Annotated in this window: 13 protein-coding genes; 4 read left to right on the top strand and 9 right to left on the bottom strand. The window is 64.7% G+C overall.

Annotated elements, in window-relative coordinates:
- Positions 1–71 precede the first annotated feature (71 nt).
- Complete coding sequence (locus JQ592_RS24515) at positions 72–527, bottom strand: cupin domain-containing protein (RefSeq protein ID WP_211405344.1); 456 nt, start codon at positions 525–527, stop codon at positions 72–74.
- Between the two features lie 231 nt (positions 528–758).
- Here JQ592_RS24515 and JQ592_RS24510 point away from each other — a divergent pair, with 231 nt between their 5' ends.
- Positions 759–1,313 (top strand): hypothetical protein, encoded by a 555-nt coding sequence (locus JQ592_RS24510; protein ID WP_211405343.1) that lies wholly within the window; start codon positions 759–761, stop codon positions 1,311–1,313.
- 187 nt (positions 1,314–1,500) lie between these two features.
- Here JQ592_RS24510 and JQ592_RS24505 read toward each other — a convergent pair whose 3' ends face one another.
- Entirely contained in the window at positions 1,501–2,757 is a 1,257-nt protein-coding gene (locus tag JQ592_RS24505; RefSeq protein ID WP_211405342.1) for an aminopeptidase, read from the bottom strand.
- Between the two features lie 113 nt (positions 2,758–2,870).
- Positions 2,871–4,232, bottom strand: coding sequence for a 3-carboxy-cis,cis-muconate cycloisomerase (gene pcaB / locus JQ592_RS24500; RefSeq protein WP_211405341.1), 1,362 nt, complete (start codon positions 4,230–4,232; stop codon positions 2,871–2,873).
- A gap of 450 nt (positions 4,233–4,682) precedes the next feature.
- Between pcaB and JQ592_RS24495 the strand changes: the two genes are divergently transcribed.
- Positions 4,683–6,242 carry a winged helix-turn-helix domain-containing protein gene (locus JQ592_RS24495; RefSeq protein WP_211405340.1) on the top strand — a complete coding sequence of 520 codons (1,560 nt, stop codon included), beginning with the start codon at positions 4,683–4,685 and terminating at the stop codon, positions 6,240–6,242.
- 159 nt (positions 6,243–6,401) lie between these two features.
- Here the strand turns inward: JQ592_RS24495 and JQ592_RS24490 are convergent, their stop codons facing one another.
- Both JQ592_RS24490 and mddA read right to left on the bottom strand, forming a co-directional pair.
- Positions 6,402–6,824: a GFA family protein gene (locus tag JQ592_RS24490; RefSeq protein WP_211405339.1), complete on the bottom strand. Its 423-nt coding sequence runs from the start codon at positions 6,822–6,824 to the stop codon at positions 6,402–6,404.
- An 88-nt stretch (positions 6,825–6,912) separates the two neighbouring features.
- A complete protein-coding gene (gene mddA, locus JQ592_RS24485) occupies positions 6,913–7,701 on the bottom strand; it encodes a methanethiol S-methyltransferase (protein WP_211405338.1) in 789 nt (262 codons plus the stop codon).
- 133 nt (positions 7,702–7,834) lie between these two features.
- Here mddA and JQ592_RS24480 point away from each other — a divergent pair, with 133 nt between their 5' ends.
- Positions 7,835–9,379: a winged helix-turn-helix domain-containing tetratricopeptide repeat protein gene (locus tag JQ592_RS24480; protein WP_211405337.1), complete on the top strand. Its 1,545-nt coding sequence runs from the start codon at positions 7,835–7,837 to the stop codon at positions 9,377–9,379.
- Between the two features lie 7 nt (positions 9,380–9,386).
- On the opposite strand, the gene irr is transcribed toward JQ592_RS24480, so the two are convergent.
- Positions 9,387–9,869, bottom strand: coding sequence for a Fur family transcriptional regulator Irr (gene irr, locus JQ592_RS24475; RefSeq protein ID WP_283816169.1), 483 nt, complete (start codon positions 9,867–9,869; stop codon positions 9,387–9,389).
- 185 nt (positions 9,870–10,054) lie between these two features.
- Here irr and JQ592_RS24470 point away from each other — a divergent pair, with 185 nt between their 5' ends.
- A complete protein-coding gene (locus JQ592_RS24470) occupies positions 10,055–10,366 on the top strand; it encodes a hypothetical protein (protein WP_211405336.1) in 312 nt (103 codons plus the stop codon).
- 3 nt (positions 10,367–10,369) lie between these two features.
- Here JQ592_RS24470 and JQ592_RS24465 read toward each other — a convergent pair whose 3' ends face one another.
- The 3 genes from JQ592_RS24465 to JQ592_RS24455 form a co-directional block, all read right to left on the bottom strand.
- On the bottom strand, positions 10,370–10,939 hold the full coding sequence (locus JQ592_RS24465) for a DUF2147 domain-containing protein (RefSeq protein WP_211405335.1): 570 nt from the start codon (positions 10,937–10,939) through the stop codon (positions 10,370–10,372).
- Between the two features lie 31 nt (positions 10,940–10,970).
- Complete coding sequence (locus tag JQ592_RS24460) at positions 10,971–11,633, bottom strand: DUF3313 domain-containing protein (protein ID WP_211405334.1); 663 nt, start codon at positions 11,631–11,633, stop codon at positions 10,971–10,973.
- Between the two features lie 270 nt (positions 11,634–11,903).
- Positions 11,904–12,542, bottom strand: a complete 639-nt coding sequence (locus JQ592_RS24455) for a TetR/AcrR family transcriptional regulator (RefSeq protein WP_211405333.1) — start codon at positions 12,540–12,542, stop codon at positions 11,904–11,906.
- Positions 12,543–12,554: the final 12 nt, after the last annotated feature.

The raw sequence follows: 12,554 nt of genomic DNA, 5'->3' as shown, positions 1-12,554 counted from the left end.
GCCGGGATGTTGATCCCGACCCCTCTTCGTCGTGGCCGCTGGGAAGCGTCCTTGAAACCGTTGTTGGATGATTAGCCGGCGCCCATCAGCGAGGCCGGACGGCGCTCGCCGCTGAAGGCGAACATCTTCTTGAGCTTGTTGACGACGCGGATCAGGAAACCGATCATCACCGGATTGGTCTTGCGGCAGAAGGCGATCTTCTTGACGTGGCCTTCGACATGCCATTTGGCATGCGCGCCGTCGCGGAAGAAGATGACGTCGCCGGGGCCATAGCGCTTCGGCGGGAGCCCATCGCTCTCGAGCACGATCGATCCTTCCATGATCATGATCGTCTCGTCGATGTCGTAGTACCAGTTGAAGCGGCCTTCGGTGCAATGCCAGATGATTGTCTGGGCGGTGCCGTCGGCACTGGTCGACAGGACGTGCGAGCGCGACACCGGATTGCCTTCGATGATCCAGGACGGCTCGATCGGCCGCAGCTCGAGCTCCACATTGCAACTACCGATTTCAATCAATGAACGCGACATCTACTTCCCCAGGGATATTAATATGTATGGCCGGGTCTCGGCCCGGATTGAAAGATGTTTGGAACGCTAGTGGCCGGCTTTTAATTCTTTCTTACGCGGGCCCCGACAATCATCCGCAAGTTGCAGGTGCGAAGCAGCTAACGTCACGATTTCCCTGCAAATCCGCGCACATGAACCGATCTTTTCCGGGGTGCGACAAAGTGCGCGAAGAAGCAAAAAGGAGCCACACCGATGCCCCTCAGCCCAGAGGCTCTGACAGCCAAAGGCGACGTGGTCGCCCGGCTCGGCGGCTTCGATGTGTCCTTCGCGCAGGACGAAGAGCCCTGGTTCACCATCGACGGCATAGAAAGCCCGCGGCAGATCGGCAGCGACGGCTCCGGCGGCGCGTTCGTGCTGCTGCCGTCGCAGAATGTGCTCTACGTGTCATCGGAGGGCCGCGCGGGAATCATCGCGGAGAGCTTCGAGGCATTGATCCAGCTCGTCATCGCTCGCCCCTACTGGCTCGATATCCTCAAGTTTTCCGCCGGCGGCGACCTCCTGGAGATGCGGCGCGCGGCGGATGCGCTGGAGGCGACACTGGACGACGAGGATGAGATCAACGAGGCCCGCGAGGACATCCGCAGAAGCCTCGACCTCGCCGAGCCGGACGATCCCGTCGGCGCGCTCTACGAAGCGGTCGCCGCCTCCGACGCCATCGTGCGAACCACCGACGGCACCCCGTTCACGACGTTGTTCAACCGTTTCAGCATCGACAACAACCCGATGCTGCGCAACGCGGCGGCGTGAGAGGCAGGAGGGACTGTCGCGAGGACGCTCACCTCTCCCCGACGGGGAGAGGTCGGATTGCGCAGCAATCCGGGTGAGGGGCCGCGGCGATCAGTGACACCAGAACCCCTCACCCGGATCGCATCTTACGATGCGACCCGACCTCTCCCTTCGGGAGAGGTGAAGAGCTCCGGGGCACGATCACGGGCTACTTCGCCCACTCGCCCTTGCGGAACACCGGGACCTTGCTGCCGTCGGCGAGAATGCCGTCGATATCGGTCTCGGCCGAGCCGATCATCCAGTCGATATGGATCAGGCTCTGGTTACCGCCCTGCGCGGCGATCTGCTGCGGCGTGAGCTGGGCGCCGTTGACGAAGCATTTGGAATAGCACTGGCCGAGCGCGATGTGCGAGGCGGCGTTCTCGTCGAACAGCGTGTTGTAGAACAATAATCCGCTCTGCGAGATCGGCGAGGAATGCGGCACCAGCGCCACCTCGCCGAGCCGGCGGGCGCCCTCGTCGGTGTCGAGCACCTTGTTGAGCACCTCCGCGCCGCGCGAGGCCTTGGCATCGACGATCTTGCCGTCCTCGAAGCGCACAGCGATATTGTCGATCAGCGTGCCCTGGTAGGACAGCGGCTTCGAGCTCACGACATGGCCATAGACGCGCCGGCAATGCGGCGTGGTGAAGACCTCCTCGGTCGGGATGTTGGCGTTGCAGCTGATGCCGTTCTTGGACAGCGAGGCGCCGCCTTCCCATTCATGGCCGTCGGCGAGCCCGATGGTGAGGTCGGTGCCCGGGCCCGAATATTGCAACGCACGAAAACGCTGGCCGTTGAGCCAGTTGGTGCGCTCGCGCAGCACCGCATTGTGGCTCGCCCAATTGCCCATGGCGTCTTCACGGTCGACGCGGGACGCGGCGAAGATCGCCTCCGCGAGCTTGCCGACGGCGACGTCCTCGGGATCATTGGGGAAGACCTGCCTGGCCCAGGACGGGCTCGGATAGGCGATGATGTTCCAGTTGGTGTCGAAATTGACGATCTTTTCCAGCGCGGGCTGATAGGCCATGGAATTGGCCTTGCTGGCGCGTGCGACCTTGGACGGATCCTCGCCCGACAGCAGCATCGGATTGTCGCCGACGATGGCGAGCCGTGCGGTGTTGTCCGCGAAGGCCTTGGCCATACCCTCGTAGAGCCAGCTGGCGGCGCGATCGAAACTGTTGTCGTGACCGTGGCGATAGCGCGCCAGCGTCATCTCCTCGTCCGACAGGATCGGCGTGACGATGCCGGCACCGGCCTTGTAGGCATGCACGGCGATCCGCCTCACCAGCGGCAGCGCGATCGCCGGCGCCGTCAGCAGCAGATCCTGTCCCGGCCGCAAGCCCAGGCCCACCTTCACCGCCACCTCGGCCAGCCGGTCGAGTTTCGCGGGATCGATGGGAGTGGCGGTGATGCGTTGATCGGTCATGCCGGGTCCTCTGCCGAAAGTCTCTCGTTCAATCTAAGCCTAGCATCGCGAGACACAAGTATGCGAGCGCCTTGCGAGACGGGAAAGATACGTGGTTTCACGCATCTTGGTTTTCAACGCGTTGAGGATCTGAGCACCCGATCGACCATGGCGGGCGCAAGCCCGAGGTAATTTTTCGGTGAGGTGAGCGCCTCGATTGTGGCACGGTCGATGCGGCTCGATATCCGTGAATCTGCGGACAGCGCATCGGCGAGGCTGATCCCCTTGTCGTTAGCCTCGCGGCAGGCGTCATAGACCACGTCATGCGCCTCCTGCCGCCCGATTTGCGGCGCAAGCCCCATCATGACCGCTTCGGCCACAATCAGGCCGCGGCTGACGGCGAGATTGTCGTTCATCTTCTTTTCGTCCACGATCAGGCCTGCGAGCGCGAACTTCGCCTGGTGCAGCGCGCCGGCGGTCAGCACGAAGCTTTCGGGGATCGCAATCCATTCGGCGTGCCAGGGGCCGGTGGCGCGCTCGAAATCCTGCACCATCGCGTCCAGCATCAGGCCGGCGTGCTGGCGCACGGCCTTGGACGCCGCAAGCATCAGCTCCGAGGAGATCGGGTTGCGCTTCTGCGGCATGGTCGAGGAGGCGCCGCGGCCCTTGACGAAGGGCTCGTAAACCTCGGCAAACTCGGTCGAGGCCATGATCATGATGTCGAGCGCGATCTTGCCGAGCGAGCCCGTGACGAGCGCGAGGAAGTTCACGGCCTCGGCAAAGCCGTCGCGCGCGACGTGCCAGGTCGAGGCGGGAACGCCGAGCTTCAGCTCGGCGCAGAGCGCCTCCTGCACCTCGAACCCCTTGTCGCCGAGCGAGGCCAGCGTGCCGGCGGCGCCGGCGAACTGGCCGACCAGCACGCGCGGCTTCAATTGTGCCAGGCGCTCGGCGTGGCGGTCGAACATCGCGAGCCAGATCGCGGTCTTGTAGCCGAAGGTGACCGGCAGCGCCTGCTGCAGATGGGTGCGGCCCGCCATCGGCGTGTCGCGATAGCGCTTCGAGAGATCGGCAAGGATCTTGCGCAGCCCGGCGATGTCGCGTTCGACGATCTCGAGCGCGGCGCGCAGTTGCAGCACCACGGCGGTGTCCATGATGTCCTGCGTGGTCGCGCCCCAATGCACGTAGCGGCCGGCCTCGCCGCACTGCTTCACCATCTGATGCACCAAAGGAAGGATGGGATAGCCGACGATGTCGGTCTCTTGCCTGAGCAGATTGAAATCCAGCGCCGCGACGTTAGTCCTCGCCGCGATCTGGTCGGCAGCGTTCTGCGGAATCACGCCGCATGCCGCCTCCGCCTTCGCCAGCGCCACCTCGACCTCGGCATAGCGCGCGACCAGCGCAACGTCGGAAAACACCTCGCGCATCTCGGGCGTGCCGAAGGCATCGCGGAACAGCATGGAGTCGAGCACGGTGGTCGAGGCGTGAAGAGCGGGCATGGGCGTTTCTTCGTGGCTGTTGTTCTGTATGCGGGCAGCTTACGCAGGTCGCAGTGTTCGGCAATGGACATTCACCGTTCGTCACATGTTCAGCGGCCGTTACGACGATCGCGCCGCCCCGCGCTCCGTCATCCTTCGAGGCCTCCGCTATGCTCGGGCGCCTCCAGCGACAACCGCTTCGCGGTTGCGCGGGGATGACGGCGATAGTCGTCCCGGATGTCGCTCCGCTCATCCGGGCTGCGATCAGCGCTCGACCCATGAGTGCCCGCGACAATCCGACCGAAACGGCCTGATTCTCATTTCGGGTTCTATTCCTCCTCGAAAACCGCATGGCTGCCATCACGCGATCGTGGTGAACCGGGCAGACCGCTCGGTCGACACACAGACTTCAAGTCGAAATCCATTTTGTTTTTTTATTGCCCGATACCGCCGTGAGATCTGAGTTTCGACGTGCAGTTTCTATTCCGGGATCATCTTCTCGACACTGACCTGCGCGAGCTGAGCCGCGAGCAGGTTCCCGTTGCCGTGGAACCGCAGGTTTTCGATCTCGTGGTCCATCTCATGGAGAATCGCGACCGGGTGGTCAGCAAGGACGAGCTGATCGACAAGATCTGGCACGGGCGCAGCGTGTCCGAATCCACCCTGACCAGCCGGATCAACGCGGCCCGCAAGGCGATCGGCGACAACGGCGCGAACCAGGCGCTGATCCGTACCATCGCGCGCAAGGGATTTCGCTTCGTCGGCGACGTGCAGACACAGCTTGGCACGGTTCCGCCGGAGCTCGGTCGCCTCACCCCGGCGCCGCAGCCTGCGCTCGCGCTGCCCGACCGGCCCGCCATCGCCGTGCTGCCCTTCACCAACATGAGCGGCGACCGCGAGCAGGATTATTTCTCCGACGGCATCAGCGAGGACATCATCACCGCGCTGTCGAAGCTGCGCTGGTTCTTCGTCATCGCGCGCAATTCCTCCTTCGTCTACAAGGGCCGCGCCGTTCACATCCACGAGGTCGCGCGCGAGCTCGGCGTGCGCTACGTGGTCGAAGGCAGCGTGCGGCGGAGCGGCGACCGGCTGCGCGTCTCGGCCCAGCTCAACGACGTCTCGACCGGCAGCCATCTCTGGGCCGAGCGCTACGACCGCGAGCTTGCCGACATCTTCGCCGTACAGGACGAGATCACCGAGGCGATCGTCGCCGCGATCGAGCCGCAGCTCTATGCCGCCGAGAGCTTTCGTGCCCAGCAGAAGCCGCCGGGCAGCCTCGACGCCTGGGGCCTGTTGATGCGAGGGCTGTCGCATTACTGGCGCATCACCCGCGAGGACAATGCGACGGCGCAGGGGCTGCTCGAGAAGGCCGTCGCGATCGACCCGGCCTACGGCAAGGCGCTGGGCCTGCTCGCGACCAGTCACATCTTCGGCGCGCATATGGGCTGGGCCGACTTGGCCGCGACCGTGCCGGTCGCCGAACGCGCGGCGCTCGCCGCGGTGGAGGCCGATCGCGAGGACGCCTTCGCCCATCTCGGCCTCGCCTATACCTATCTGTTCCGCCGCCGCTTCGACGATGCGCTGGCCGAGTTCGAGCTGGCCTTGCGGCTCAATCCGAACTTCGCCATGGCGCACGCCTTCTACGGCGTGACGCTGTGCTACGCAGGACGATGGCAGGACGGCGATGCCGCCGCGCGCCGCGCGCTGCGGCTGAGCCCGCGCGATCCGCTCGCGGCGATCTATTGCGGCGTTGCCGCCTATGCCCAGTTCATCGGCTGCAACTACGAACAATCCATGCAGATGGCACGGGAATCGATGCGGCAGCGCGCCGATTTCGTCGGCGCCCATCGCGTGCTGACCGCCGCCGCCGGCATGTCGGGAGATCCCGAGCTCGCGGCGTCCGCGCTGGAAGGCCTGCGCCGCACCCAGCCCGGGATCTCGCTCGCCTGGATTACGCGCGAATTGCCGATGCTGCGGCAAGAGGACCGTGCGCATTATCTGGAAGGATTGCGGCGGGCGGGGATGAGGTGAGTCATCTCCCTCGCCCCGCTTGCGGGGAGAGGGTCGGGGTGAGGGGGAATCTCCGCAAGGGCACTGACAGTTGGATTCGCGGAGATTCCCCCTCACCCGGATTGCATCTTCGATGCAATCCGGCCTCTCCCCGCACGCGGGGAGAGGCGAAGAGCACCCCTACTCCTGCATCATCTCGCCGCTGCCGCCGAACTCGGCGGGGAAATCCTTCAGCTTGGGCAGGCCGTCGCGCATCGGCAGCACGGTCTCGGCGTAATTGACGTGGACGCCGGGCGTGAACGCGAGCGTGGGAAGGGTGGCGGTGAAGACGTCGACGAGACCGAGCGGCGGGTGATTGGTCATGAGATGGCCACCGCACTTCCTGCAATATTTGCGCTGGCTGAGCGGCGTCTTGGCGAAGGTCTCGACATGCTGGGCGCCCTCGGTGACGCGCACGGCTTCGGGCTTCCACAGGCTGAAGGCGTTCACCGGTCCGCCGGACCAGGACCGGCAGGAGCGGCAATGGCAATAACCCATCGCCTCCGGCGCGCCCGTGACCTCGACCGTGACAGCGCCGCAGAAGCAGTTTCCGACATGTTTCATTTGGGTCGTCTCCATGATGAAGGATCGATATCGCGTGTCGGGGCGCCACGCGTCCTCCTTTCGGTGGACGCATGGCGCGAGGCGAAGACTATACTGATCTGCGCCAGGGAATAAGCATCGACACCCGTTGTTTGTACTGCCGGTACTCGTCGCCGAAGAGATCGACGAGGTCGTGCTCCTCCAGCGCGATGCCGACGAAGATGTAGAGCGTGGTCACGGCCGCGAACAGCAGATGTCCCACAGTCATGACCGGCGCCGCCCAGAACGCGATGATGAAACCGAGATAGATCGGATGACGGACGAACTTGTAGAGCAGCGGCGTCTTGAAACGCGGCGGTGCGGCTTCCCTGCCGACGAGATGATCGGCCACCTGAGACAGGCCGAACAATTCGAAATGGTTGATGATGAAGGTCGAGGTGAAGACCAGCACCCAGCCCGCAAAGGACAGCGTGACCACCGTCACGGCAAGATCGGGGTTCTCGACCTCCCATATGACCGCGGGCAGCGGACGCCACTGCCAGAACAGGAGGAGCAACGACAGGCTCGCGAACAACACGTAGGTCGAGCGCTCGACCGGCTTGGGGACGAACTGCGTCCACCACGCCTTGAATTGTTGTCGCGCCATCACGCTGTGTTGAACCGCAAACAGCGACATCAGCAGCAGATTGATGATGACCGCGCGAACGACGGGCGCTTCTGCTCCGGTGTCGATGGTCTTCGGCACCATCACCCCCATGACGAAGCCGATGGCGTAGAGAATGGTGACGAAAAAGACGAGATATGCCGCAATTCCGTACAGAAAGGCGATGAACTTGAAAATGCGTGAGCCCGCAACCTCCGGGCCGATGGAATGAACCTGGTGATCAAGTTGGGTCATAGAACGCTCCGTTGTGCCGAGGCATCGGCACTGTTTGGTCTTCGCACCATGCCGGATCGGACGTCCCCCGGCTTTCGCGGAGGGTTGATTTTCGCCTGAGACGACTTTGATTTTTGCTTGAGACGACAGAAACGTGCGATTTTGCTTTGAAAACAACGTGCTGGACGGCGATCTGCGCGAATTGACCTGCGCCGGAGTGGCCGTGTCGTTGCAGCCGCAGGTGTTCGATCTCCTGCTTTACCTCGTCGCGGAGCGCGCCCGGGTGGTCAGCAAGGATGACCTGATCAGCCAGATCTGGAGCGACCGCATCGTCTCGGATTCCGCCCTGAACAGCCGCATCAACGCCGCGCGCAAGGCGCTGGGCGACGACGGCGCGACCCAGCGGCTGATCAAGACCATTCCGCGCAAGGGCTTCCGTTTCGTCGGCGATGTCCGGGAAGACGTGGCAGCCGCGCCGACACCCGCCGAACCCGCAACGGTGCGCGCAGCGACGGACCGCCCGGCGATCGCCGTGCTCGCCTTCGAGAACATGAGCGGCGATCCCGCACAGGACTATTTTGGCGACGGGATCAGCGAGGACATTCTTACCGCGCTGTCGAAGCAGCGCTGGTTCATGGTGATCGCCCGCAACTCGTCCTTCACCTACAAGGGCCGGGCCGTCCATATCAGGCAAATCGCCGAGGAGCTCGGCGTCCGCTACATCGTCGAAGGCAGCGTGCGCAAGGCGGACAACCGGGTGCGCATCACCGCGCAGCTGAACGATGCCACGTCAGGCAGCCATCTCTGGGCCGAGCGCTACGACCGCGAGCTGGTCGACGTCTTCACCGTGCAGGACGAGATCACCAACGCGATCGTCGCGGCGATCGAGCCGCAGATCCACGCCGCGGAGAATTTTCGCAGCCATCGCAAGCCGCCCGCGAGCCTGGACGCCTGGGACCTCTTGATGCGCGCGCTGTCGCATTACTGGCGTGTCACCCGGCAGGACCACGAGGCCGCGAAGGCGCTGCTCGAGCGCGCGATCGCAATCGATCCGAATTACGGCCAGGCGCTGTCGCTGCTGGCCGTGAATGACATGTTCGGCGTGCATCTCGGCTGGGCCGAGCTGGCCGCGGTGGCCCCGGCCGCGGAAGCCGCCGCGCTCAAAGCGGTGCGCTGCGACCATGAGGATGCCTGGGCGCATGCCGCGCTCGGCAGCGTCTACTTCTCGACCCGCAGGCTTGCGGACGCGTTGTCCGAGTTCGAGCAGGCCCTCGTGCTCAATCCGAACTTCTCTCTGGCGCAAGGCTACCACGCGCTGGCGCTGTCCTATGCCGGACGGTCGAAGGAGGCGTTTGCGGCGGCGCAGAAGGCGATCCGGCTCTCACCGCGCGATCCGTCGCTGGCGATCTATCACGGCATCGCGGCCTATGCGCGCTTCACCGAGCGGCAGTATGACGAAGCCATCGCGCTGGCGCGCGAGGCGATCCGCCATCGCGGCGACCTCACCGGCGCCTACCGCGTTCTCGCCGTTTCGGCCGGCATGAGCGGCGATCGCGCGCTTGCGGAGATGGCACTCGGCGAGCTCCGCCGCACCCAGCCGGGCATCTCGCTGCAGTGGATCGCGACGCAACTGCCGTGGGCCTGCGACGCCGATCGCGAGCACTATCTGGAGGGATTCCGGCGGGCGGGCTTGCGGTGAGGCGGTGCTACGCCACGCTCTTCCGGCGCAGATGGACGATGACGTCGAGCCGCGCGATCTCGTGGCCGGGAAGCGCCTCGGGCATCCTGGTGAAGGCGAGGCCGTCGGCGACGTCGACCAGCACATCCTCGCCTTCGAGGTAGAAGTGCGGATGCACCGATGTGTCGGTATCGAAGAACGACTTGATGCCGTCGGCCGCGATCCGGCGCAACAGGCCGGCTTCCGTGAACTGGTTCAGGGTGTTGTAGACGGTCGCGAGCGACAGATAGGCGTTCGCGGCCATCGCCTCTTCATAAAGGCTCTCCGCGGTGACGTGACGGTGACCGCGCAGGAACAGCAACTGGCCGAGCGCCACGCGCTGGCGGGTCGGCCGCAGGCCGGCATCGACGAGCAATTGCAGACAGTGCTGCATGCCCTCATCCACCTCCGGTCCGGCGACATCGGGTCCGCTGTCGTCGCCCGCAGCGATATTCACGGCGTGCATGTCCATCGATCGTCTCACGTCTGCAAGAACCAGGACGCGCAACACGACATCCCGCCAGTTGCTATTGGATCGCAGAAGCGCCTGCCGGGCTTTGATCCGGATCAAATTCGGGCGCCGCCCTCGCCTCTGACCTATCGCAAGGCGGCCGGGTTTATTCCAGGCCACAATGGCTTGGTATCGATGAGGCTCACATGTCCAGGCCGGTCCCCGACAAGGCAGAGGTCGCGCTCGAATATCCCGACAAGTTCTATGTCGGCACCTTCGAGCATTCATCCCGCTTCGAGGCGCGACTCGACGGCAGCGGCGTTGCGCTCGTGCTGCAGCATCCGGGCGCGGCCGACGAACGCAAATCGGTGCATCTGCACATCAATTTCGGACTGCTCGCCGGCATCCTGCGGGAGCTCGCTTGCAGCGTCGCCGCCATGCCAAAGGACGACATCGCGCATCGCGAGCAGCTGGCAGACGCGCTCGACGAATTGCGACGGGCGCTGCGGACGCCCTGACGGCTACTTCGCTTTGACCTGGATCGGCTTCGGTGCCGGCGCCGCCGCCCACTCCTTGTCGGCGCGTGGGCCATTGAGATCGCCGGTCAGGCCGACGAGCTGACCGGGCAGAACGTCGAGGGTCTGCTGCCAGGTCTGAGTCTGGCACAGGAATTTGATGAGGCAGCCTTTCAGCTTCAAGCGATCGGCCGAATCGCGCCAAAGCGAGACCGAGTAGAACTTGCCATCCTCGGCATTGTAGATGTCGCCGGCAAACCGACCCTCGGGCGTCGCCTGCAGGCCCATGATGAGCTGGTGACCGAGCAGCGTGCGGGCGCGCTTGTCGGCATCGGGATTTTCCTTGTCGCGATAGGGCTGGCCGCGCTTGTCGGCCGGCTCCTTCATCCAGACGATGAAGCCGCAGATGCGGTCGCGCGCCGGACCGCAGCGCTCGAGGCGGATGCGGGCGCGACCGTCCTCGACGAGCCATGTGCCGCTGGGATCGGTCGGGGTGGCCGCGCCGGCGCGGCCACCGATGATCATCATCACGACGGTAATCGCCACGCGCAGCACGAAGCGAAGGAGAAGGTTCATCTGCATGCCTTTCGTTGAGCGGGGTACCGCGTCAGTTCAGTTGCGCCATCAGCGCGTCGGCGCCCTTGTCGAGGCCGGCGGTGGCGGCCGCGAGCGCGCCGACGCTGGCCTTGATGTCGTAGGCGCCGGGGTATTGCTTGGTGACGTAGGCCGAGAGCAGGCGCGAGGTCGAAGCATCGAATATCTCGACGCCGTAGATGACCGAGCCGGTCAACATGCCCTCGCCGTCGCGGGCCGCCTGCACGCCGTTGTAGACCGCGCCGGCCATGTCGAAGCGGGAGAGCGTGCCGAGCACCGGTGTGTTGGTGACGGCGCCGGTCAGCGTCAGCCTGATCCGCAGCGTGTTCGGCCCGCGCTCGCGCACCAGCGCGAAGCGGCCGCGCAGCCGATCGCCGAAACAGTTCTGCATGTAGGCGGCGAGCGTCGCCTTGTCCTTGTCGGACATGTCGCCGAACTGGTGATCCCTGCCGCGGTAGACCACGACGGGATCGAGGATCACTTTATTATAGGAGCGCCAATCGACCGGCGTGGAATAGCGGTAGGGCACGCGGCCGGAGCTATCCGACTTGTCCGGAGCCATGTAGGCCGAGGACGCCATCTCCGAATAGGGCACGGGCGCGACCGAGGCACAGCCGGCTGAGGTGAGGCAAAGCACCAGCGTTCCCAGACCGCGCAGGGCGATCGAGCGATCCATTCCAGACTCCTCTTGCGGCTTCTTTGGAAGGCCAACCTTTAAAGATGCGGTGACGACCGCAGCCGCGCTTGGGACCAGACACGGCTGCGGCGCTCACCATTGCCGGCCCAAGGGCATCGTCCGGGGCCTTTTCGGATGCCCTGGGCCGTCTCAGTGTTTCCACTTATAAAACCGACCAGTTGGTTTGTAAAGTCTCAAAACGGCGACCTGACGCATTTGGCCGCAGGCGCGGCATTAGGCAGCGTCCGGTTGGAATTCGTTAACGCTGAATCAGGCGCGCTTGCGCGGGGTTGCAGCCTTTGCCGCCGATGCCGCTCCCGATTTTGCAGCACGCTTCGTCGCCGGCTGTTCGAGGCCGGTCCACTGCGCATCGTCGAGCAAGCGCGCGAACAATCGCTGGTGCTCCTCGCTGCTGAGCGGCGACATGCCAAACAGCGAACTCAACAGCAGTCCGAGCGCTCCTGCCCAGCGCAGCATCGCGAGATCAGGGTCGGCAGCCTCTTCCCTGATCGCCGCCATCCGCTTCGTCTCGAGTTCGCGCGGCAACGCCATCAGGTTGGGATTTTCAACCATGGCCGCAACCAGGGCCAGCGCGGCGGAATTCGGTGAGGTCGCCGCTTCCCTGATCGTGGCAAGCTGGGTCGCCAGATTGGGATTTGCCGAGGTCGCGCGCACCTTCGCCATATAATGGGTCGAGAACTCCTCGAAATGCGCCATCTGCCGCTCGAGCAATGCCTTCAGCACCGCCTCTTTGGTGCGGAACTGGTGCATCACCCCGCCCTTGCTGAGGCCGCTCTCACGCGCGATCGCATCGAGCGTCAGCCGGCCGGGCCCGTCGCGCGCGATGATGGCGATGGCCGCTTCGAGCGCAGCGTTGCGGGACCGTTCGGAGCGCGTGGCATTGTCCATGGCGGACTTGTC

The sequence above is a fragment of the Bradyrhizobium iriomotense genome (genome assembly GCF_018129405.1).
Lineage (GTDB): Bacteria > Pseudomonadota > Alphaproteobacteria > Rhizobiales > Xanthobacteraceae > Bradyrhizobium > Bradyrhizobium iriomotense_B.
The sequence above is the reverse complement of the archived record's forward strand: the minus strand, read 5'-3'. Positions and strand labels throughout refer to the sequence as shown.